Below are 20,555 nucleotides of genomic sequence, written 5' to 3' on the forward strand. Positions count from 1 at the left end.
GCGGCGACTTCTTCCGCGACGGCGTCGGCCTCCTCAGCACGCTCGACCGCAGCCTCGTGGGCCTCTTCCGCAGACTCCTCGACCGCGACCGCGTCCTCACCCTCGACACTGCCCAGGGCTGTCGAAGCGTCCGCTTCCTCACCGGCTTCTGCGAACTCCGCCGCCTCGACGATCTCCTCCGACGGTGCCGCCTCGACCGCGCCGATCAACTCCTCGGCCTCGGCCACAGCTTCCATGTCGGTGTCACCGTCAGCGGCATCCTCGGCAGCAATCTCCTCAGCCACCGCCTCCGCTTCATCGGCCCGCTCAGCGGCCTCCTCGAGCTCCGCTTCCTCACCGGCCTCGGCGAACTCCGCTGCCTCGACGATCTCCTCCGACGGCGCAGTTTCCACCGCCTCGGTGAGCTCCTCAGCCTCCGCGACCGCCTCGAAATCGTTGTCGACGTCCGGCGCAAGTTTCTCGGCGTCCGCGACCTTGACCGCCGCCCCGATCCCGGTTGCCGCGACGGCGCCGGTCGCGAAGTCCATGATGGCCTCTTCGACGCCCTCATGCTCCTCGTCGGTGTCTTCCGAGCGCAGCGTCTCCGGATCCTCGCGCCCCTTCGGCGCCAGCATGATGTAGACCACCGCACCGATGAACACGAACATCGACGTGAACGAGTTGATGCGGATGCCCGCGATGTGCGTGGCCATATCGCTGCGCAGCAGCTCGATCCAGAACCGGCCGAGGCAGTATCCCGCAACGTACAGCGCGAACAATCTGCCGTGACCGAGCTTGAAGCGGCGATCAGCCCAGATCAGCACCGCGAAAACCAGCAGGTTCCAGAGCAGTTCGTAAAGAAACGTCGGGTGGACCGTCTCCAGCACCTGGCCCGTTGACACCCCGATCAGGTCGTTGCGAACCCCGTTCGCGTCGACCCGCTCGTAGATCTGCAGACCCCACGGCAGGGTCGTTGGCCCGCCATAGAGCTCCTGGTTGAAGTAGTTGCCGAGGCGACCGATCGCCTGCGCCAGGATGATCCCCGGCGCGATGGCATCCCCGAACGCGGGCAACGGGATTCCTCGCCGCCGGCACGCGATCCACGCGCCGACACCGCCGAGCGCCACCGCGCCCCAGATGCCCAGGCCGCCCTCCCAGATCCGGAAGGCCGCCGCCAGACCGGCGCCGTCGGGACCGAAGTACGTCTGCCAGTCGGTCAACACGTGATAGACCCGGCCACCGATCAGGCCGAACGGCACTGCCCACAGCGCGATGTCGTAGATGACGCCCTGATCGCCGCCGCGCGCCTGCCACCGTCGGTCACCCAGAACCAGGGCCACGACGATGCCGACGATGATGCACAGCGCGTACGCGCGCAGCGGGAACGGCCCCAAATACCAGACGCCTTGCGGCGGACTCGGTAGATAGGCCAGCGTGCTGGTCACGCCGTCGCCTTCTGCCGGACGCCCTCGGCCAGTTCCTCGGTCAGCGCACGCAAGGCCGGGACTCCGTCGGTGAGCGCCGACACCAGCGCCGAGCCCACGATCACCCCGTCGGCGAACGCGCCGATCTCCGCGGCCTGCTGACCCGAACGCACGCCGAGGCCGACGCCAACGGGAATGTCCGACACTGCCTTGATCCGGCTCACCAGCTCAGGCGCCGCGGACGACACCGCATCCCGTGCGCCCGTGACGCCCATGGTCGATGCGGCGTACACGAATCCGCGGGAGGCCTGCGCCGTCTTCGCCAGCCGCTCAGGAGTCGACGACGGCGCCACCAGGAAAATGCGGTCCAGGTCGTGTTCCTCGGAGGCGGCCATCCACTCGTCAGCCTCCTCCGGGATCAGATCCGGCGTGATGAGCCCCATCCCACCGGCCGAGGCCAGGTCACGGGCGAACGCGTCGATCCCCCAGCGCAATACCGGATTCCAATAGGTCATGACGACCGCGCTGCCGCCCGCCGCGCTGATCGCCTCGACCGCTTTCAGCGAATCGCGCACCCGCACGCCGCCCATCAGTGCCGCCTCGGTCGCCGCGGCGATCGTCGGGCCGTCCATGCCGGGATCGGAGTATGCGACTCCGACCTCGATGATGTCGCAACCGGATTCGACCAGGGCCGTCATCGCGGAAATCGATGACGGCACGTCGGGGAACCCCGTCGGCAGATAGCCGATCAGTGCCGCCCGCTGCTCGGAGCGGCAGGCGTCGAACAGACCACCCAGCCGACTCATAGCAGTCCGAACCACTTCGCGGCGGTCTCGACGTCCTTGTCGCCGCGTCCGGACAGGTTCACCAGGATCACCGCCCCGGCGCCGAGTTCGGCGCCGAGTTTCAGCGCGCCGGCCACGGCGTGGGCGGACTCGATCGCAGGGATGATTCCCTCGGTCTTGGACAGCAACGACAGCGCGTCCATCGCCTCGGTGTCGGTGATGGGCCGGTACTCGGCCCGACCGATGTCCTTGAGCAGGGCGTGTTCGGGTCCGACGCCGGGGTAGTCCAGCCCGGCCGAGATCGAATGCGATTCGATGGTCTGACCGTCCTCGTCCTGCAGCAGATAGGAGAACGACCCCTGGAATGCGCCGGGCGAACCACCGGTGAATGTCGCTGCGTGCCTTCCGGTCTCGACGCCGTCACCGGCGGCCTCGTAGCCGATCAGCCGGACGCCGGGATCGTCGATGAACGCGTGGAAGATGCCGATGGCGTTCGAGCCGCCGCCGACGCAGGCGGTGACCGCGTCGGGCAGCCGGCCGGCCTGATCCTGGATCTGGACCCGCGCCTCCATCCCGATGATCCGCTGGAAGTCGCGCACCATCAGCGGGAACGGGTGGGGGCCGGCGGCGGTGCCGAAGCAGTAGTAGGTCTCATCGGCGTTGGTCACCCAGTCGCGGAACGCCTCGTTGATCGCGTCCTTGAGCGTCTTCGACCCCGCCTCCACCGACACCACCTCGGCGCCGAGCAGTCGCATCCGCGCCACGTTGAGCGCCTGGCGGGCGGTGTCGACGGCACCCATGTAGATGACACATTCCAGGCCCAGCAGCGCGCATGCGGTCGCGGTGGCCACCCCGTGCTGACCGGCACCGGTCTCGGCGATGACGCGGGTCTTGCCCATCTGTCGGGCGAGCAGCGCTTGGCCCAACACGTTGTTGATCTTGTGAGACCCGGTGTGGTTGAGGTCTTCTCGCTTCAAGAAGATCCGCGCACCGCCGGCGTGGTCACTGAGCCGTTCCGCTTCGTAGAGCGGCGACGGGCGGCCGCTGTAGTTCTGCTGCAGCCGGTCGAGTTCGTCGAGGAAGGTCTGGTCGCCGCGGGCCTTCTCGTAGGCCGAGGTGACCTCCTCGATGACCGCCATGAGTGCCTCGGGCACGAGGCGGCCGCCGTAGGCACCGAAGTGCCCGCGTTCGTCGGGATCGTGGGTGGTGGGTTCCGCGACGGCTGCGCTGGCGCGCGGTACGTCGGTACCTGCGAAGTCGGCCACGCTATCGCGAGGGCTTCGGGCAGGACGGATGGGTACCTGCGGTGACGAGGTCGGCGACTGCGCTGCGCGGATCGCGGCTGGTGACCAGCCCCTCCCCGACGAGCACTGCGTCGGCGCCCGCGCCGGCGTAGGCCAGCAGGTCGGCGGTGCCGCGCACCCCGGACTCCGCCACCCGGATGACGTTGGACGGCAGTCCCGGAGCAATCCGGGCGAAGCAGTCGCGATCGACCTCGAGAGTCTTGAGGTTCCGGGCGTTGACACCGATGACCGACGCCCCGGCCTGCAGCGCCCGGTCGGCCTCCTCCTCGGTGTGCACCTCGACCAGCGCGGTCATCCCGAGCGATTCGGTGCGCTCGAGGAGCGACTCCAACGCCGACTGATCGAGTGCGGCGACGATCAGCAGCAGCATGTCCGCGCCGTGGGCCCGGGCCTCGTGGATCTGGTACGGCCGGACGATGAAGTCCTTGCGCAGGATCGGGATCGACACCGCAGCCCGCACCGCGTCCAGATCATCGAGGGACCCGTGGAAGCGGCGCTGCTCGGTCAGCACGCTGATGACCCGGGCGCCGCCGTCTTCGTAGGCGCGGGCCAGCTTGGCCGGATCGCCGATCGAGGCGAGTTCGCCGCGCGACGGGCTGGCACGCTTGACCTCGGCGATCACGCCGATACCCGGCTCGCGCAGGGCGGCCAGCACGTTGATCGGCGGAGGCGCCTGCTTGGCGCGTTCCTTGATCTCGCCGAGACTGACGACGGCCTCGCGGGCAGCGACGTCAGCGCGGACTCCCTCGATGATGGAGTCGAGCACAGTCGCCGCACTCATCGGTCCGGTCCCTCCTTGCGCGGTGCCAATTGGTATGCCTTTTCGATCCCTTCAAAGGGTAGTCGCCACGGACCCATTGGCGGTCACCGCCCCTTGGTGTCGGGATTGGTGGGATCGTGCCCCTCGTCGAGCGCGTCCCAGATCATCCGTTCCGACATCGCATCCTCCGCAGACTCCCCCGCCTTCGCCTGTGCGGCTTCGCGTCGCGCGGCCGGTGCCGCGTACTTCGCCGTCGCCGCCGGCGCCCCGGACGAACTCCTGGCCGCACGCATCAGCAGTACTGCGGCGGCCAGCGCGCAGACGGCCGCCACCAGGGTGATCACCGCACCCGTGAAGTAGCGGTGTGTGCCCGTCAGGTCGACGATCGAAATTTCTGCCAGATCCGCGGCACGCGGGGCGACGTCCTTGATGATCCACAGGCTGATCGCCAGATACGCCATCCCCGCACTGGCCGCCGCCACCAGCACGGCCAGCAGCCGCAGCAGCCAGCCCCGCACGGCGAGCACGGCCACGGCTGCCGCGAGCAGCACCAGGGCCAGCGGGATCAGCGCCGTCGACCAGGCCGCTCCGTTGAGTGCGGACGTCTTGGGCAGGCCGAGGCCATCGAAGGACTGCACGTCCACCCAGGTGAAGCGCGACGCGACCCAGAGGGCCGCCGCGGACAGGACCAGGAGGAGTTGGGCGATGCGGGTCATGGTCCGGCCAGCGTCTCCGCGGCGGCGATGGCGCTGAGCACCGCACGCGCCTTGTTCGCGGCCTCGGTGTATTCATAGGGACCGTTCGAGTCGGCGACGACGCCGCCGCCGGCCTGCACGTAGGCGGTGCCGCCGCGCATCAGCGCGGTGCGGATCGCGATCGCGAAGTCGGCGTTGCCCGCAAAGTCGAGGTAGCCGAGCACACCGCCGTAAAGGCCGCGCCGCGTCAGCTCGACCTCTTCGATGAGTTCCATCGCGCGGACCTTCGGCGCACCGGAGAGCGTGCCGGCCGGGAAGCACGCCGTCACGGCGTCCAGCGCGGAGCGGCCCTCGGCGAGACGGCCGGTCACCGTCGAGACGAGATGCATGACGTGGCTGTAGCGCTCGATGTGGCTGTAGTCCTCGACGCGGACCGAGCCCGGCTCGCACACCCGGCCCAGATCGTTGCGGCCCAGATCGACGAGCATCAGGTGCTCGGCGCGTTCCTTCTCGTCGGCCAGGAGCTCCTTCTCGAGCAGGATGTCCTCCTCCTCGGTCTCCCCCCGCCACCGGGTGCCGGCGATCGGATGGGTCTGTGCGCGACCGTCCTTGACCGTCACCAGCGCCTCGGGGCTGGACCCGACGACCGAGAAGTCGAGGTTGCCGTCGGCGTCGGGAACATTGAGCAGGTACATGTACGGGCTCGGGTTGGTGACGCGCAGCATCCGGTACACGTCGAGCGGATCAGCGGGTGTGTCCATCTCGAAGCGCTGCGACGGCACCACCTGGAACGCCTCACCGGCCTCGATGTCACCGACGAGCTTGTCGACGATAGCGGTGTACTCCTCGACCGTGCGCTGCGATCGATGCTGCGGCTGGGGGCGGTCGAACGTGGCCACCGCCGACGCCAACGGCTGGCTCAGCGCCTCGGTCATCACGTCCAGGCGCGCGACGGCGTCGTCGTAGGCCCAGTCCACCCGCTCGTCGGTGCCGTTCCAGTTCACCGCGTTGGCGATGAGGGTGATGGTGCCCTCGTGGTGGTCGACGGCGGCGATGTCGGTCGCCAGCAGGAACAGCATGTCGGGCAGGCCGAGGTCGTCGGTCGCCAGTTCGGGCAGGCGTTCGAGCCTGCGCACCATGTCGTAGGCGAAGAAGCCGATCAGACCGCTGGACAGCGGCGGCAGGCCCGGCAGCGCGGCCGTCTCCAGCAGCGTCAGCGTGTCACGCAGGGCGACGAGCGGATCGCCGCCGCGGGGTGCGTCCTTCGGCGTCTCGCCCAGCCACACCGCCTCGCCGTCGCGGACGGTCAGCGCCGACGGCGCCCCGGCGCCGATGAACGACCAGCGCGACCATGACCGGCCGTTCTCGGCCGATTCAAGCAGGAACGTGCTCGGGCGGTTGGCGGCCAGCTTGCGGTAGGCCGATAGCGGGGTCTCACTGTCGGCGAGGACCTTGCGGGTCACCGGCACCACGCGGTGGTCGGCGGCCAGGGCCCTGAAGTCCTCGCGCGAGGTCGTCTGCACGCCGCGATTGTCCCAGACGTAACGTGTCAACCATGAATCGAGGCGACCGGGTCGACGACTTCACCCTCCCCGACCAGACAGGCACCCCGCGCACGCTGAGCGCGCTGCTCGCCGACGGTCCCGTGGTGCTGTTCTTCTACCCCGCCGCGATGACGCCGGGCTGCACCAAGGAGGCCTGCCATTTCCGCGATCTGGCGGCCGAATTCGCCGCGGTCGGGGCGACGCGGGTCGGGATCAGCACCGACGCGGTGGACAAACAGGCCAAGTTCTCCGACACCCAGCGCTTCGACTATCCGCTGCTGTCCGACACCGACGGCGCAGTCGCGCGGCAGTTCGGCGTCAAGCGTGGGCTGCTGGGCAAGCTGATGCCGGTCAAGCGCACCACGTTCGTGATCGACACCGACCGCACCGTGCTGGAGGTGATCTCCAGCGAGCTGAACATGGAGACCCATGCGGACAAGGCGCTGCAGGTGCTCCGGCAGCGTCAGTCGGCCTGAGGTTCGTCCTGGGTTTCTGCGGCCAGCAGCTGATCGGCGTCGAAGCAGGTGTGCTCGCCGGTGTGACACGCCGCCCCGGTCTGATCGACCTCGAGCAGGACGGTGTCGCCGTCGCAGTCCAGACGCACCGAGTGCACGTACTGCGTGTGACCTGACGTCTCGCCCTTGACCCAGTGCTCGTTGCGCGACCGCGACCAGTAGGTGGCCCGACGGGTGCGCAGCGTGCGGTCGAGCGCGACATCGTCCATCCACGCCACCATCAGCACCTGTCCGGTGCCGCGTTCCTGCGCGACGGCGGTGAACAGGCCGTTGGCGTCGCGTTTGAGGCGCGACGCGATCGCGGGATCGAGACTCACCTGACTGTGATTCCTTCCGCCGCCATCGCCGCCTTCACCTCGCCGATCGTCAGCTCCTTGAAGTGGAAGACGCTGGCGGCCAACACCGCATCCGCGCCCGCGTGCACCGCCGGCGCGAAATGCTCGACCGCCCCGGCGCCGCCGCTGGCGATCACCGGCACGGTGACCGCGCCCCGGACCGCGCGCAGCATCGGCAGATCGAAGCCCGCCTTGGTGCCGTCGAAATCCATGGAGTTCAGCAGGATCTCGCCGACGCCGAGTTCGGCGCCGCGGGCCGCCCACTCGACGGCGTCGATGCCGGTGCCGCGTCGGCCGCCGTGGGTGGTGACCTCCCAGCCGGACGGCGTCGGGTCCGAACCCTCCGGCACCGTGCGTGCGTCGACCGACAGCACGATGCACTGCGAGCCGAACTGACGGGACAGCTCGGCCAGCAGTTCGGGGCGGGCGATCGCGGCCGTGTTCACCGACACCTTGTCCGCGCCTGCGCGCAGCAGCATGTCGACGTCGGCGACCGAGCGGACCCCGCCGCCCACGGTCAGCGGGATGAACACCTGCTCGGCGGTACGCCGCACCACGTCGAGCATCGTCGAGCGGCCGGACGACGACGCGGTGACGTCGAGAAAGGTCAGCTCGTCCGCACCCTCGGCGTCGTAGACCGCCGCCAGCTCCACGGGATCGCCCGCGTCCCTGAGGTTCTCGAAGTTGACGCCCTTGACCACGCGCCCGGCGTCGACGTCGAGGCACGGGATGATGCGGACGGCGAGTCCCCTGTCGGCGGCCATCTCAGTAGTCCTCCGGTGCGCCCGCGGCGAGCACCAGTTCGAGGAGGTCGGCGTGCACCTGTGGGGATGCGGCCAGCACCGATTTCGACGCCGGAGTCCAGGGTTGGCCGGCCAGATCGGTGACGATGCCGCCCGCCGCGCGGATCAGCGCGACGCCCGCGGCGTGATCCCAGATGTGGTGGCCGAAACTGATGGCGCCGCCGAGGACTCCGGCCGAGACGTAGGCCAGGTCGACACCCGTGGCGCCGTGCATCCGCAGCCGGTTGCACTTGCGGCTGAGCTGCTCCAGCACCGCCAGCCGCCACCGGCCCGGAAACCGTCCCCGCGAGTCGATGTTGAACGTGCCCGTCCCGACCACACACTCCGAGAGCGGCCCGGTTCGCAACGCCGGCTGCTCGACTCCGTTGGCGTACAACGGCTTTCCGACCACTGCGGTATAGCGCTGATCGGTGAAGGGCAGCCAGGTCAGCCCGGCGACCGGTTCCCCGTCGCGCAGCAGGCCCAGCAGAATCCCCGCGGTGGGCAGCCCCGCGGCGTAGTTGAACGTGCCGTCGATAGGGTCGAGCACCCAGACCAGCGGGGCGGCGATGTCCTCACCGCCGTATTCCTCACCGTGCACGCCGATCCCGGTCCTGGCGGTGAGCGCCTCGGTGACCTGCCGCTCAATGCTGAGGTCGACCTCGGTGGCGAAGTCGTTGCCCTTCTTCTGGACGGCCGAGTCGGCGCGGTGTCCGGCGACGAACTCCTCGGAGGCGGCGTCGAGGATGGTGGCGGCCTCGGCGACCAGGCTGTGGAGGTCCACCTCGCTGCGTGCCATCGACTCCCCTATCGACTGACCGCTGCGAGAGCCTGCGGCAGCGTGAAACGTCCGGCGTAGAGCGCCTTCCCGACGATCGCGCCCTCCACCCCGCGGGCGGTCAGGGTCGCGATGGCCGTCAGGTCGTCCAGGCTCGACACCCCGCCCGAGGCGATGACGGGGGCGTCGGTGCGGTCGGCGACCGTGCCGAGCAGTTCGAGGTTGGGCCCGCCCAGGGTGCCGTCCTTGGTGACGTCGGTGACGACGTAGCGCGAGCAGCCTTCACGATCGAGTCGGTCCAGCACCTCCCACAGGTCGCCGCCGTCGGTCTCCCACCCGCGGCCTCGCAGCCGGTAGCTGCCTTCGGGATCGCCCGCCTCGCGTTTGACGTCCAGCCCCACCGCCACCCGGTCGCCGTATTCGGCGACGATGCGGGCGCACCACTGCGGGTTCTCCAGCGCCGCGGTTCCGATGTTGACCCGGGCACAGCCGGTCGCCAGCGCCGCGGCGAGCGACTCGTCGTCGCGGATTCCGCCGGACAGTTCAACCTTCACGTCGAGCCGGCCGACGACGTCGGCGAGCAGTTCGCGGTTCGAGCCGCGCCCGAACGCGGCGTCGAGGTCGACGAGGTGGATCCATTCGGCGCCGTCCCGCTGCCAGCCGAGCGCGGCGTCGAGCGCGGAACCGTATTCGGTTTCGCTGCCCGCCTTGCCCTGGACGAGACGCACGGCACGGCCCTCGACGACGTCGACGGCGGGGAGGAGTACAAGACGCGGCTTGGCAGACACTTGCGTCAACCTAGTGCCTCCACCCAGTTCGACAGCAACGCAGCACCCGCATCCCCGCTCTTCTCCGGATGGAACTGGGTGGCCGACAGTGGACCGTCCTCGACGGCGGCGAGGAACGGCACCGAATGCGTGGCCCACGTCAGCTTGGCGTCGTCGCCGCCCTGCCACTGCTGCGCGGCATAGGAGTGCACGAAATAGAAACGGGTGTCCGCGTCGAGGCCGGCGAACAGCGTCGAACCCGCGGGCGCGTCGACCAGGTTCCAACCCATGTGCGGGATGACCGGTGCGTCGAGGCGCACCACCGACCCCGGCCACTGACCGCAACCGGCGGTCTCCACGCCGAATTCGACGCCGCGCGAGAACAGGATCTGCATGCCGACACACACGCCGAGCACCGGCCGGTTCGCCGCGACCCGTTCGGCGACGATCTTGTCGCCGCCGATGTCCCGCAGCCCGGTCATACAGGCTTCGTAGGCACCCACCCCGGGCACGACGAGTCCGTCGGCGTTCAGTGCCGTGTCGGCGTCGGCGGTCACCTCGACCTGGGCCCCTGTCCGCATCAGCGCCCGCTGGGCCGACCGGAGATTTCCCGAGCCGTAGTCGAGGATGACGACCCTCTTGGATGAGGCTGTCACAGAGTGCCTTTCGTGGACGGCACCCCGGTCACCCGGGGATCGAGCTCGACGGCCTGACGCAGCGCCCGGGCCACGGCCTTGTACTGGGCCTCGGTGATGTGGTGCGGATCGCGGCCGTACAGGGTGCGCACATGCAGCGCGATGCGCGCGTTGAACGCCAGCGACTCGAAGACGTGCCGGTTGATCACGGTGTGGTACGGCACGGTGGACCCGGCGATGGTGAACTCCACCATGGATTCCGGCTCGCCGGTGTGCACGCAGTACGGCCGGCCGGAGACGTCCACGGCGGCGTGCGCGAGGCATTCGTCCATCGGGATGAAGGCGTCGCCGAAGCGGCGGATGCCCTTCTTGTCGCCGAGGGCCTGACCGAGCGCCTGGCCGAGCACGATGGCGGTGTCTTCGACGGTGTGGTGGCCCTCGATGTCGATGTCACCGGTGGCGTGCACGGTCAGGTCGAAGCTGGCGTGGCTGCCCAGCGCGGTCAGCATGTGGTCGAAGAACGGGACGCCGGTGGCGATGTCGACAACGCCGGTACCGTCCAGGTCCAGGTCGACGACGATGTCGGATTCCTTGGTCTTGCGTTCGACGCGGGCGCGACGGGTGCCGGTCAGCATGTCGGTCATGACGCTCCTAGGGTTTGGAGTTCGGTCTCGGCGAGTCGGGTGGAGGCGGCCAGCAGCGCGTCGTTCTCCTCGGCCAGCCCGATGGTGGCGCGCAGGAAGCCGGGGATGCCGACGTCGCGGATGAGGATGCCCTGGTCCAGATAGCGCTGCCAGGTGGCTGCTGCATCGGGGAACTCGCCGAAGAGGATGAAATTGGCGTCGCTGGGGATGACGCGGAAGCCGAACTGGCACAGGCCGTTCACCACACGATCCCGTTCGGCGGCCAGCGTGGCGACGCTGGCCAGGGTGTCGTCCGCGTGGCGCAGCGCGGCTCGCGCGGCGGCCTGGGTGATCGAGGACAGGTGGTAGGGCAGCCGCACCAACAGCAGCGCCTCGATCACCGCGGGTGCCGCGACCAGATAGCCGAGCCGCCCGCCGGCGAACGCGAACGCCTTGCTCATCGTGCGGCTCACGACAAGCCGGTCGGGATACTCGTCGATGAGCGCGACCCCGCTGGGCTGCGACGAGAATTCGCCGTAGGCCTCGTCGAGGATGAGGATGCCCGACTCCATCACGTCGAGCAGCCGGCGCAGGTCGTCGAGCGGAACGCTCTGTCCCGTCGGGTTGTTCGGGCTGGTGACGAACACGATGTCCGGCCGGCGTTCGGTGATGGCCCGCACCGAGGCGTCGACGTCGAGTGCGAAGTCCTCCGCGCGGGTGGTCTGCAGCCATTCGGTGCGGGTGCCGTCGGCGATGATGGGGTGCATCGAGTAGGACGGGACGAAGCCGATCGCGGTGCGGCCAGGCCCGCCGAATGCCTGCAGCAGCTGCTGCAGCACCTCATTGGATCCGTTTGCCGCCCAGACGTTGTCGACGGAGACGTCGGCTCCGGTCTGCCGGTCGAGGTAGTCGGCGAGATCGCTGCGCAGCGCGACCGCGTCGCGGTCCGGGTAGCGGTGCAATTCGGTGGCCGCCTCGGCCACCGACCGTGCGACGTCGTCGACGAGGGCCTGGCTCGGCGGGTGCGGATTCTCGTTGGTGTTCAACCGGACCGGTACGGCCAGCTGCGGCGCGCCGTAGGGCGATTTCCCCCGCAGATCGTCGCGCAGCGGCAGATCGGCCAGCGTGATGCGCTGTCCCAGGGTCATGACTCGAACCTCCGCCGTACCGCCTCGCCGTGGGCGGGCAGGTTCTCCGCCTTCGACAGCGTGATGACGTGACCGGCCACGTCTTTGAGCGCGGCCTCGCTGTAGTCCACGACATGGATACCGCGCAGGAACGTCTGCACCGACAGCCCGCTGGAGTGGCGGGCGCAGCCAGCGGTGGGCAGCACGTGATTGGAGCCCGCGCAGTAGTCGCCCAGGCTCACCGGCGAATAGGCGCCGACGAAGATCGCCCCGGCTGAGCGGATCCGGCCCGCGACACCGGCTGCGTCGGCGGTCTGGATCTCCAGATGCTCTGCGGCATAGGCGTTCACGACGCGTACACCGGTCTCGAGGTCGTCGACCAGCACGATCGCCGACTGCTGACCGGTCAGCGCCGCGCTGACCCGCTCGCGGTGCACGGTCGTCTCCAGCTGTCGCCGCAGTTCGGTGTCGGTCGCATCGGCAAGGTCGGGGCTGGTGGTGACCAGCACGCTGGCGGCCATCTCGTCGTGTTCGGCCTGGCTGATCAGATCAGCCGCCACGTGCACCGGATCCGCGGTGTGGTCGGCCAGGATCGCGATCTCGGTGGGGCCGGCTTCGGCGTCGATGCCGACCTGCGAGCGGCAGATGCGTTTGGCGGCGGTGACGTAGATGTTGCCGGGCCCGGTGATCATGTCCACCGGCGCCAGCTCCGCACCAGCTGCGTCTCCCACGTCGGTACCGCCGAAGGCCAGCAGCGCGACGGCCTGCGCGCCGCCGACGGCCCACACCTCGTCGACGCCCAGCAGCGCGGCCGCGGCCAGGATCGTCGGGTGTGGCAGTCCCCCGTGCCCGGCCTGCGGCGGGCTGGCGATCACCAGCGAGTCGACGCCCGCGGTCTGGGCCGGCACGACGTTCATCACCACACTCGACGGGTACACGGCGTTTCCGCCGGGCACGTAGAGGCCGACGCGTTGGACAGGAACCCAGCGCTCGGTCACCGTCGCCCCCGGCGCCAGCGTCGTCGTGGTGTCGGTGCGGCGCTGATCGGCGTGCACGGCACGGGCCCGCTCGATCGCCACCTCGAGGGCGGCCCGCACGTCCGGGGCCAGGTCGGCCAGCGCCGCGGCCAGCCGCTCGGCCGGCACCCGCACGGCGCCGGGACGCACGCCGTCGAACGACTCTCCGTACTCCAGCGCGGCCTCGGCGCCGCGCTCGGCGACCGCGTCGACGATCGGGCGGACCTTCGGCACCACCGCGTCCACGTCGACCCCGCCGCGCGGGAGCACCGACCGCAGCTGCGCCGCGGACAGCGTCGCGCCGCGGAGGTCGATGCGGGACATGGAGACCGTGCCGGTCGCCGGCGATACATTCACGCTGTCCATTGTCCCAGAGCAGGCCAAATCGAAATGAGGCCGACATGAACGCACCGCAATCGAACCTGCCCACGATGTTCCCGCAGTGGCTGGACCGTATTCAGATCAAGTACTTCAACCCCGTGATCAGGCCGCTGGCGGGCCGCGTTCCGGGGCTCGCACTGTTCAAACACACTGGTAGGAAGTCCGGACGCCGCTTCGAGACGCCGGTGACGGCCTACCGGAAGAACAGCCAGCTGGCGATCGTGCTGGGCCACGGGATGACCGACTGGGCGCGCAACGCGATCGCCGCCGGCTCGGCCGACGTCGCGCTGTTCCGTGACGAAGTGCACATCGTGAATCCGCGGATCGTGCCCAACGGGCGCGACGTCGCGGCGCTGCCGTCGTTCGCGAAACGTCAGGCGCGCAATATCGCGGTGTTCGTCGCCGACATTTCTTGACAGAATCTGCGGAATGACCTGGCAGGTGTGGCTCGCGTTCGTGGGCGCCGCCATCGTGATCGCGGTGTCGCCCGGTGCGGGGGCCGTGCAGTCGATGGCCACGGGACTGACCCACGGCGTGAAGCGCGGTCTCTGGAGCATCGCCGGCCTCGAAGCCGGCCTGATGCTGCAGTTGGCGCTGGTCTCGCTGGGTCTCGGGGCCGCGGTGGCCAACTCGATCCTGGCCTTCCAGGTCATCAAGTGGATCGGCGTGGCGTATCTGCTCTACCTGGCGGTGCGACAGTGGCGTGCGGTCCCGGTGAATCTGCGCGAACAGGTCGACCGGACCGTACCCGGTGGTCGCGCGGCACTGGTCGTGCGCGGCTTCCTCGTCAACGCCACCAACCCGAAGGGTCTGGTGTTCTTTCTGGCCGTGCTGCCGCAGTTCGTCGTCCCGACGGCGCCGCTGGTGCCGCAGTACCTGGCGATCGGCGTGACGATGGTGGCCGTCGACGTGGTGGTGATGACGCTCTACACCGCGATGTCGGTGCGGCTGGTGCGCCGACTGAGCTCTCCGCGTCAGCAGACGCTGCTCAACCGGGTGTTCTCCGGGCTGTTCGCGACGGCCGCCGTGGCGCTGTCGCTGGTGCGGCGCGGACCCGCCGCGGTCTGATCAGGCCCGGAACGTCACGCCCCCGTCGACGCTGATCGTCTGCGCGGTGATGAAGCTGCCGTCGTCGGAGAGCAGCAGGGCGCCCAGGGCGGCGATGTCGTCGGGATCGCCGAACCGGGATTTGATCATCTGGCGGGCGCGGGTCTGGTCGACCACACCGTCGGGCATCGGCGTCTCGTCGAATTTGTAGTGCCAGATCAGCCCTGGCGCGATCGCGTTGGCGCGGATGCCCTTCGGTCCGTACTTGCGCGCGATGTGGCGCATGAGCGCCAACTCCGCGGCCTTGCTCATCTGGTAGGCCACCCGGGTGCTCGCGGCGTTGTAGGCGTCGATCGATGCGGTGAACACGATCGCGCCGCCGCCGGCATCGACCATCGCCGGAATCGCGTGCTTCGCGCAGATCACGAAGCCGCGGGTGTTGACGCGCATCACCTCGTCGAACACGTCCAGCGGGAGGTCGGTGACCCCGCCCGGCAGGTAGGCGTCGGCGGTGTTGGCGAAGTTGACGTGGATGCCATCCAGGCGGCCGAAGTTCTCGACCGCCCGGCCGACGATCGCGCGCACCGAGTCCTCGTCGGCACCGTCGAGGGGCACGCCGAGCACGCGCGTGGCGGTCGGGTCGACCTCGGCGGCGACCCGGGCTGCGAGTGCGGCGTCGAGGTCGCCGACGACCAGCCGGGCTCCCTCGTCGGCGTAGCGCCGCGCCAGCCCGTTGCCGATGCCGCCGAGTCCGGCGACGATGACGACCTTGTCCGCAAGCAGTCCTGCCACCGGCCCATAGTGCCGTACCGCGGGGGCGGAAACAGGCGTAGCATACCGCTACAGTTCGTAGCAATCTGCTACACGGAGGTGTGTCGATGACCAACGTCGCCGATCGAGTGACCCGTGTCGCCGCTGATCTCATCGACAGCGCGGCCGCCGAGGGAGCGCGGCAGAGCCGCTCCGCCAAGCAACAGCTCGACCACTGGGCGCGGGTCGGCCGGGCCGTGTCGAGTCATCACACCGCGGCACGGCGGCGCGTCGAGGCCGCCCTCGCGGGTGACGCCGAGCTGAGCACCCTGAGCCCTGAAGAGGGCATCGTCTTCAACGCCGAGATCTCGGCGGCCATCGACGAGCAGCTTGCCGCCACCGATTACGGGCGACTGCTCGCTGAACGTGGCGTCACGACCGTTTCGCTCGACGACGCAGGGCGGATCGTCGAATATCGGCCGGACGGCACGTCGGTGCTCCTCGGCGAGGAGTGAACAGGCTCGACCTCGTCGTCGGCTCGAACGGCGCCGGGAAGTCGACATTCGTCGCATTCACCCTCGCGCCGCTCCTGCCACGCAGCCCGTTCGTGAACGCCGACGAGATCGCCAAACTGCGTTGGCCCTCTGACGCCGAGGCGCATTCGTACGAGGCCGCACGGGTCGCCGCCGCCACCCGATCCGCGCTCATCGCCGCCGGAACCTCGTTCATCGCCGAGACCGTCTTCTCCCACCCGTCCAAGCTCGAACTGATCGACGAGGCCCACGCCCACGGATACGTCGTCGTGCTGCACGTGATGGCGATCCCGGAGGATCTCGCCGTCGAACGCGTCCGGCACCGGGTGAAGGCCGGTGGGCATCAGGTCGCGGAGGAGAAGATCCGCGAGCGGCACCGGCGGCTGTGGGATCTGGTGGCCCGGGGCATCGAGCGCTCGGACAGCGCGACGGTCTATGACAACAGCCGGCGCACCGGTCCGGCGATCGTGGCCCGCTTCGCCGGCGGCGAGATCATCGGCTCGCCGCGCTGGACGAACTGGACCGCCGGGGCGCTGCAGACCCGCTGGCCTACCGCCGGTTAGACATCCAGACCGACGTCGAGCACCCGCACCGAATGGGTGAGCGCACCGATCGCCAGATAGTCGACCCCGGTGCCGGCGTACTCGGCCGCCGAATCCAGCGTCAGCCCGCCCGACGACTCGAGCTTCACGTGCGGGGCGCGGGCGTCCCGGCGCTGCACCGCGATCTGGGTCTGCCACACCGGGAAGTTGTCGAGCAGGATCAACTCGACGTCCTCGCCGAGGATCTCGTCGAGTTGTTCGAGCGAATCCACCTCGACCTCGCAGGACAGCCCGGGCGCGGCCGCCCGCACCGCGCGCAGCGCCGGCCCGACACCGCCGGCCGCCGCTACGTGGTTGTCCTTGATCAGGGCCGCGTCGCCCAGACCCAATCGGTGGTTCTGCCCGCCGCCGACCCGCACGGCGTACTTCTGCAGCAGCCGCAGTCCCGGCAGCGTCTTGCGGGTGTCGCGGATCGCGGCGTTCGTGCCGGCGACCGCATCCACCCACGCCGCGGTCGCGGTCGCGATACCGGACAGATGGCAGACCAGGTTGAGCATCGTGCGCTCGGCGGTCAGCAGGCCCTGGGTCGGTCCGTCGAGCGTGAGCAGCGCCTGACCCGGTTCCAGCCGGGCGCCGTCGTCCACCCGCTGGATGACGCGGTATCCGTCGGCGCCGAGCACCTCGTCGAGCACCAGTAGCGCGACGTCCACGCCCGCGACCACCCCCGGTTCGCGGGTGATCATGGCCGCCGTGGTGCGGGCGTCGGCGGGCACCGTCGCCCGGGTGGTGACGTCCGGGCCGTACCGCAGGTCCTCCTCGAGCGCGCGAGAAACGGTGGCCCGCGCCTCGGCCAGTTCCAGCTCCGACAGACCGGTCAACAGCATGCGCCCGCCCTCACCTTCACCTCGAGCTGATTGTCGGCGATCACCGCGGTGCTGACGGCCTGCACAGGGTCCGCATCAGGGTGGTCGGCCCGGTGGTGCGACCCCCGCGTCTCGGTGCGCTGCCCGGCGGCGGCGGCGACCGCCCGCGCCGTCAGGGTCAGCGCCGCGTCCTCGACGTCGCTGCGTCCGCGCAGGGGGCGGCGCGGGGCGGCGTCGAGCAGCTCGGCGAGGGTGTCGAGGCCGTCGCGGTCCCGTACGACCGACGCGTAGCGCGTCATGGCGTCCTGCAGTGCGGCCCGGGACAGCGCGGGACGGGTCGGGGGGACGACGGAATCCGCGTGCGTCGGACCGGTCGCCGCCGCATGGTCGGCGGCGGCGCGCCCGGCCCGGTCGCCGACGACCAGACCTTCCAGCAGGCTGTTGGACGCAAGCCGATTGGCGCCGTGCATCCCAGTGCGGGCGACCTCCCCTGCGGCGAACAGACCGGGCAGTTCGGTGCGACCGGCGGTGTCGGTCACCACGCCGCCGCAGCTGTAGTGCGCGCCCGGGCGGACCGGGATCGGGGTCTGGGCGGGATCGATGCCGGCGCGCAGACAGGCCGCGGTCACCGTCGGGAATCGCACCGCGAGATCGGGCAGGTGGCGGGCGTCGAGGTAGACGCACGCGTCGCCGGTGGCCCACAGACGCGCCTCGATCGCGGCCGCGACGACGTCGCGGGGCGCGAGATCGCCCATCGGGTGCACTCCGGCGGTCACCGAATCACCCCGGCGGTCGACGAGGTGAGCGCCCTCACCGCGCAGCGCCTCGGTGATCAGCGGCCGCCGACCGCCGTGTCCGTCGAACAGCATCGTCGGATGGAACTGGATGAATTCGATGTCGCTGATCGGCACACCCGCGTCGAGCGCCAGCGCGATGCCGTCACCGGTCGATCCCTCCGGGTTGGTGGTGGCGGCGTAGAGGTGACCGAGTCCGCCGGTTGCCAGCACGACCGAGGGCGCGTGCAGGATGCCGGGCCCGTCGGGGCTGAGCACGAGCACACCGGTGACCGCGGTGTCGTCGCGCAGCACCTGAACGGCGGTGTGGTCGCGCCGGATATCGAGCCGCCGCGCGGCGCCGTCCAGCGCGCGCTGCACCTCCGCACCGGTGGCGTCGCCGCCGGCGTGGATGATGCGTCGGCGGGTGTGCCCGCCTTCGCGGGTGAGCGCCCAGCGGCCGTCGGCCTCGTCGAAGCGCGCACCGGCGTCGACCAGATCGCGCACCGCCCGGAAACCGTCGGCGGCAATGGAGCGCACCGCATCCGGGTCGCACAGTCCGCCGCCGGCCGCCACAGTGTCGGCGACGTGGGCCTCGACCGAGTCATCGTCGTCGTGCAGACCGTCGGGCAGCACCACCGCGATACCGCCCTGGGCGTAGCCGGTCGCGGTCTCGCCGGCCTTGCTGAGTACCACGACCCGCTTGCCGCTGCGGTGTGCGGCCAAGGCGGCGACCAGACCGGCGACGCCGGTGCCGATGACGACGACGTCAGCGCGCTGCTGCCAGAGGCCTGCGCCGCCGCAGTTCATTCTCCGCCGCCGGGTTGTCCGATCTCGATCATCCGCTGAACGCTGCGGCGGGCCAGCCGGGCGGTCTCCCGGTCGACGTCCACCTCGTCGGTGCCGTGAGTGAGGCTGCGCAGCAGGGCGCCGGGGGTGATCATCTTCATGTACCGGCAGGACGCGCGGTCGTTGACGGCCTGGAAGTCGACCTCCGGCGCGGCGCGGCGCAACTGGTGCAGCATGCCGACCTCGGTGGCCACCAGAACCTGGCGGGCGTTGGTCTCGCGGGCGGCGTCGAGCATGCCGCCGGTGGACAGGATCTTGACCCGGTCCTCCGGGAAGGCGCCCTCACCCGCGAGGTACAGCGCAGACGTCGCACAGCCGCATTCGGGGTGGACGAACAGCTCGGCGTCGGGGTGGGCACGGGCCTGATCGGCCAGCTCGTCGCCGTTGATGCCGGCGTGCACGTGGCACTCCCCGGCCCACACCTGCATGTTGGTGCGGCCGGTGACGCGACGGACGTGGGCGCCGAGGAACTGGTCGGGGCAGAACAGCACCTCGCGGTCGGCCGGGATCGATGCCACCACGTCGACGGCGTTGGAGGACGTGCAGCAGATGTCGGTGAGCGCCTTCACCGCCGCGGTGGTGTTCACGTACGACACGACGACCGCGTCGGGGTACTCGTCCTTCCACGCCCGCAGATCGTCGGCGGTGATCGAATCGGCGAGCGAGCAACCGGCCCGCGCGTCCGGAATCAGCACTGTCTTGTCCGGCGAAAGGATCTTGGCCGTCTCGGCCATGAAGTGCACCCCGCAGAACACGATGGTGTCCTCGGGCGCGTCGGCGGCGATCCGCGACAGCGCCAGCGAGTCCCCGACGTGGTCGGCAACGTCCTGGATCGCCGGGAGCTGATAGTTGTGGGCGAGGATGGTGGCGCCGCGTTGACGGGCCAGCCTGCGGACTTCGGCCGCCCACTCCTCGGTGGGCGCCACGTCGGCGAAATCTCCGGCGACGTCCTGGCTGAAGGCGTTCTCAAGCACCGTCATCGGTGGCTCCTCGGTGTCGATCCGGTTTTCGACTTACAATCGAAAACATGGCTCATCCTAACACCGCCCATGAAGTGCTTGCGGTCGTGTTCCAGGTGCGTGGGTTGGCAACTTCCGGTGACGCCGCGCAACCTGGACTTCACGTGCTGCTTTGGCAACGCGCCCTGGATCCGGAGCGCGGGCGGTGGTCGCTTCCGGGTGGACGCCTGGGCGACGACGAGGACCTCACCACCTCGGTCCGCCGCCAGCTCGCCGAGAAGGTCGATCTGCGTGAGGTGGCCCACCTCGAACAGCTCGCGGTATTCTCCGACCCCCAGCGTGTGCCCGACACCCGCACCATCGCGTCGACCTTCCTGGGGCTCGTACCCTCCAACGCGACCCCGGCCCTGCCCGCTGACACCCGCTGGCACCCCGTCGCAGAACTGCCGGAGATGGCGTTCGACCACCGCCCAATGGTCGAACACGCCCACACCAGGTTGGCCGCCAAGCTGTCCTACACCAACATCGGATTCGCCCTCACTCCAGCCGAATTCGCGCTCTCGTCCCTGCGCGACATCTACGAGGCGGCGCTGGGTTACCAGGTCGACGCCACCAACCTGCAGCGGGTCCTGGAGCGCAGAGAGGTGATCACCCGCACCGGATCCGTCGCGCGTTCCGGACGCAGCGGAGGCCGTCCACCGGCGCTCTACCGCTTCACCGAATCTCGCTACCGCGTCACCGACGCGTTCGCCGCGCTGCGCCCGCCCGGGTGAGTCGGCTGGCTTCTTA

The 20,555-nt window shown here is 69.9% G+C and carries 24 protein-coding genes; 6 read left to right on the forward strand and 18 right to left on the reverse strand.

Annotated elements, in window-relative coordinates:
- From lgt to A5757_RS07465, 6 genes are all read right to left on the reverse strand, one after another.
- Positions 1-1,424, reverse strand: a 1,424-nt coding sequence (lgt, locus tag A5757_RS07440; protein WP_066830884.1) for a prolipoprotein diacylglyceryl transferase, incomplete at its 3' end; no start/stop codon positions are given.
- Entirely contained in the window at positions 1,421-2,209 is a 789-nt protein-coding gene (gene trpA / locus A5757_RS07445) for a tryptophan synthase subunit alpha (RefSeq protein ID WP_066830886.1), read from the reverse strand. The genes trpA and lgt, both read right to left, overlap by 4 nt.
- Positions 2,206-3,453, reverse strand: coding sequence for a tryptophan synthase subunit beta (trpB, locus tag A5757_RS07450; protein WP_066830888.1), 1,248 nt, complete (start codon positions 3,451-3,453; stop codon positions 2,206-2,208). The genes trpA and trpB overlap by 4 nt, the downstream gene beginning before the upstream one ends.
- Position 3,454: 1 nt before the next feature.
- The gene (trpC, locus tag A5757_RS07455; RefSeq protein WP_066830890.1) at positions 3,455-4,273 is read right to left on the reverse strand and encodes an indole-3-glycerol phosphate synthase TrpC; all 819 of its coding nucleotides are present in this window, start codon (positions 4,271-4,273) and stop codon (positions 3,455-3,457) included.
- 83 nt (positions 4,274-4,356) lie between these two features.
- Positions 4,357-4,968, reverse strand: coding sequence for a TIGR02234 family membrane protein (locus A5757_RS07460; RefSeq protein ID WP_066830892.1), 612 nt, complete (start codon positions 4,966-4,968; stop codon positions 4,357-4,359).
- On the reverse strand, positions 4,965-6,470 hold the full coding sequence (locus A5757_RS07465; RefSeq protein ID WP_156618238.1) for an anthranilate synthase component I: 1,506 nt from the start codon (positions 6,468-6,470) through the stop codon (positions 4,965-4,967). Before A5757_RS07465 ends, A5757_RS07460 begins: the two co-directional genes overlap by 4 nt.
- A gap of 32 nt (positions 6,471-6,502) precedes the next feature.
- Between A5757_RS07465 and A5757_RS07470 the strand changes: the two genes are divergently transcribed.
- Positions 6,503-6,967, forward strand: coding sequence for a peroxiredoxin (locus A5757_RS07470; protein ID WP_066830897.1), 465 nt, complete (start codon positions 6,503-6,505; stop codon positions 6,965-6,967).
- On the opposite strand, the gene hisI is transcribed toward A5757_RS07470, so the two are convergent.
- From hisI to hisD, 8 genes are read right to left on the reverse strand one after another with little or no spacing between them, the layout of a single operon-like run.
- Positions 6,955-7,323, reverse strand: coding sequence for a phosphoribosyl-AMP cyclohydrolase (hisI, locus tag A5757_RS07475; RefSeq protein WP_066830899.1), 369 nt, complete (start codon positions 7,321-7,323; stop codon positions 6,955-6,957). The genes A5757_RS07470 and hisI overlap by 13 nt on opposite strands.
- Positions 7,320-8,105, reverse strand: coding sequence for an imidazole glycerol phosphate synthase subunit HisF (gene hisF / locus A5757_RS07480; protein WP_066830901.1), 786 nt, complete (start codon positions 8,103-8,105; stop codon positions 7,320-7,322). Before hisF ends, hisI begins: the two co-directional genes overlap by 4 nt.
- 1 nt (position 8,106) lies before the next feature.
- Positions 8,107-8,922: an inositol monophosphatase gene (locus tag A5757_RS07485; protein ID WP_066830903.1), complete on the reverse strand. Its 816-nt coding sequence runs from the start codon at positions 8,920-8,922 to the stop codon at positions 8,107-8,109.
- 8 nt (positions 8,923-8,930) lie between these two features.
- Entirely contained in the window at positions 8,931-9,689 is a 759-nt protein-coding gene (gene priA, locus A5757_RS07490; RefSeq protein WP_066830905.1) for a bifunctional 1-(5-phosphoribosyl)-5-((5-phosphoribosylamino)methylideneamino)imidazole-4-carboxamide isomerase/phosphoribosylanthranilate isomerase PriA, read from the reverse strand.
- Positions 9,690-9,694: 5 nt separating this feature from the next.
- The gene (gene hisH / locus A5757_RS07495) at positions 9,695-10,324 is read right to left on the reverse strand and encodes an imidazole glycerol phosphate synthase subunit HisH (RefSeq protein WP_066830908.1); all 630 of its coding nucleotides are present in this window, start codon (positions 10,322-10,324) and stop codon (positions 9,695-9,697) included.
- Entirely contained in the window at positions 10,321-10,947 is a 627-nt protein-coding gene (gene hisB / locus A5757_RS07500; protein WP_066830910.1) for an imidazoleglycerol-phosphate dehydratase HisB, read from the reverse strand. Before hisB ends, hisH begins: the two co-directional genes overlap by 4 nt.
- A complete protein-coding gene (locus A5757_RS07505; protein WP_066830912.1) occupies positions 10,944-12,074 on the reverse strand; it encodes a histidinol-phosphate transaminase in 1,131 nt (376 codons plus the stop codon). The genes hisB and A5757_RS07505 overlap by 4 nt, the downstream gene beginning before the upstream one ends.
- Positions 12,071-13,393, reverse strand: coding sequence for a histidinol dehydrogenase (gene hisD, locus A5757_RS07510; RefSeq protein WP_156618258.1), 1,323 nt, complete (start codon positions 13,391-13,393; stop codon positions 12,071-12,073). Before hisD ends, A5757_RS07505 begins: the two co-directional genes overlap by 4 nt.
- Before the next feature lie 77 nt (positions 13,394-13,470).
- Here hisD and A5757_RS07515 point away from each other — a divergent pair, with 77 nt between their 5' ends.
- Complete coding sequence (locus A5757_RS07515; protein WP_066830920.1) at positions 13,471-13,866, forward strand: nitroreductase family deazaflavin-dependent oxidoreductase; 396 nt, start codon at positions 13,471-13,473, stop codon at positions 13,864-13,866.
- Between the two features lie 13 nt (positions 13,867-13,879).
- Positions 13,880-14,518 (forward strand): LysE family transporter, encoded by a 639-nt coding sequence (locus A5757_RS07520; protein WP_066830922.1) that lies wholly within the window; start codon positions 13,880-13,882, stop codon positions 14,516-14,518.
- Here the strand turns inward: A5757_RS07520 and A5757_RS07525 are convergent, their stop codons facing one another.
- On the reverse strand, positions 14,519-15,289 hold the full coding sequence (locus A5757_RS07525) for an SDR family NAD(P)-dependent oxidoreductase (protein ID WP_066830924.1): 771 nt from the start codon (positions 15,287-15,289) through the stop codon (positions 14,519-14,521).
- A gap of 86 nt (positions 15,290-15,375) precedes the next feature.
- Here A5757_RS07525 and A5757_RS07530 point away from each other — a divergent pair, with 86 nt between their 5' ends.
- Both A5757_RS07530 and A5757_RS07535 read left to right on the forward strand, forming a co-directional pair.
- Entirely contained in the window at positions 15,376-15,762 is a 387-nt protein-coding gene (locus A5757_RS07530; RefSeq protein WP_066832217.1) for a hypothetical protein, read from the forward strand.
- Positions 15,759-16,343 (forward strand): zeta toxin family protein, encoded by a 585-nt coding sequence (locus A5757_RS07535; protein ID WP_066830925.1) that lies wholly within the window; start codon positions 15,759-15,761, stop codon positions 16,341-16,343. The genes A5757_RS07530 and A5757_RS07535 overlap by 4 nt, the downstream gene beginning before the upstream one ends.
- On the opposite strand, the gene nadC is transcribed toward A5757_RS07535, so the two are convergent.
- The 3 genes from nadC to nadA are packed head-to-tail and all read right to left on the reverse strand — an operon-like array spanning position 16,340 to position 19,787.
- Entirely contained in the window at positions 16,340-17,206 is an 867-nt protein-coding gene (nadC, locus tag A5757_RS07540; protein WP_066830927.1) for a carboxylating nicotinate-nucleotide diphosphorylase, read from the reverse strand. The genes A5757_RS07535 and nadC overlap by 4 nt on opposite strands.
- Entirely contained in the window at positions 17,197-18,768 is a 1,572-nt protein-coding gene (locus tag A5757_RS07545) for an L-aspartate oxidase (protein ID WP_066830929.1), read from the reverse strand. Before A5757_RS07545 ends, nadC begins: the two co-directional genes overlap by 10 nt.
- Entirely contained in the window at positions 18,765-19,787 is a 1,023-nt protein-coding gene (gene nadA, locus A5757_RS07550) for a quinolinate synthase NadA (RefSeq protein ID WP_066830931.1), read from the reverse strand. Before nadA ends, A5757_RS07545 begins: the two co-directional genes overlap by 4 nt.
- A gap of 47 nt (positions 19,788-19,834) precedes the next feature.
- Here nadA and A5757_RS07555 point away from each other — a divergent pair, with 47 nt between their 5' ends.
- Positions 19,835-20,539 carry an NUDIX domain-containing protein gene (locus A5757_RS07555; RefSeq protein ID WP_066830933.1) on the forward strand — a complete coding sequence of 235 codons (705 nt, stop codon included), beginning with the start codon at positions 19,835-19,837 and terminating at the stop codon, positions 20,537-20,539.
- The last annotated feature ends 16 nt before the right edge of the window (positions 20,540-20,555 follow it).

The sequence above is a fragment of the Mycobacterium sp. 852013-51886_SCH5428379 genome (genome assembly GCF_001665575.1).
Classification (GTDB): domain Bacteria; phylum Actinomycetota; class Actinomycetes; order Mycobacteriales; family Mycobacteriaceae; genus Mycobacterium.

Excerpts from the sequence above, each read along its gene's own strand:
- hisF (WP_066830901.1), bottom strand. The coding sequence starts at position 8,105 with ATGGCCGCCGACAGGGGACTCGCCGTCCGCATCATCCCGTGCCTCGAC.
- hisB (WP_066830910.1), bottom strand. The coding sequence starts at position 10,947 with ATGACCGACATGCTGACCGGCACCCGTCGCGCCCGCGTCGAACGCAAG.
- A5757_RS07515 (WP_066830920.1), top strand. The coding sequence starts at position 13,471 with ATGAACGCACCGCAATCGAACCTGCCCACGATGTTCCCGCAGTGGCTG.
- A5757_RS07505 (WP_066830912.1), bottom strand. The coding sequence starts at position 12,074 with ATGACCCTGGGACAGCGCATCACGCTGGCCGATCTGCCGCTGCGCGAC.
- hisD (WP_156618258.1), bottom strand. The coding sequence starts at position 13,393 with ATGTCCCGCATCGACCTCCGCGGCGCGACGCTGTCCGCGGCGCAGCTG.
- trpA (WP_066830886.1), bottom strand. The coding sequence starts at position 2,209 with ATGAGTCGGCTGGGTGGTCTGTTCGACGCCTGCCGCTCCGAGCAGCGG.
- nadA (WP_066830931.1), bottom strand. The coding sequence starts at position 19,787 with ATGACGGTGCTTGAGAACGCCTTCAGCCAGGACGTCGCCGGAGATTTC.
- A5757_RS07460 (WP_066830892.1), bottom strand. The coding sequence starts at position 4,968 with ATGACCCGCATCGCCCAACTCCTCCTGGTCCTGTCCGCGGCGGCCCTC.
- A5757_RS07485 (WP_066830903.1), bottom strand. The coding sequence starts at position 8,922 with ATGGCACGCAGCGAGGTGGACCTCCACAGCCTGGTCGCCGAGGCCGCC.
- A5757_RS07530 (WP_066832217.1), top strand. The coding sequence starts at position 15,376 with ATGACCAACGTCGCCGATCGAGTGACCCGTGTCGCCGCTGATCTCATC.
- A5757_RS07520 (WP_066830922.1), top strand. The coding sequence starts at position 13,880 with ATGACCTGGCAGGTGTGGCTCGCGTTCGTGGGCGCCGCCATCGTGATC.
- nadC (WP_066830927.1), bottom strand. The coding sequence starts at position 17,206 with ATGCTGTTGACCGGTCTGTCGGAGCTGGAACTGGCCGAGGCGCGGGCC.
- A5757_RS07470 (WP_066830897.1), top strand. The coding sequence starts at position 6,503 with ATGAATCGAGGCGACCGGGTCGACGACTTCACCCTCCCCGACCAGACA.
- A5757_RS07555 (WP_066830933.1), top strand. The coding sequence starts at position 19,835 with ATGGCTCATCCTAACACCGCCCATGAAGTGCTTGCGGTCGTGTTCCAG.
- A5757_RS07545 (WP_066830929.1), bottom strand. The coding sequence starts at position 18,768 with ATGAACTGCGGCGGCGCAGGCCTCTGGCAGCAGCGCGCTGACGTCGTC.
- trpC (WP_066830890.1), bottom strand. The coding sequence starts at position 4,273 with ATGAGTGCGGCGACTGTGCTCGACTCCATCATCGAGGGAGTCCGCGCT.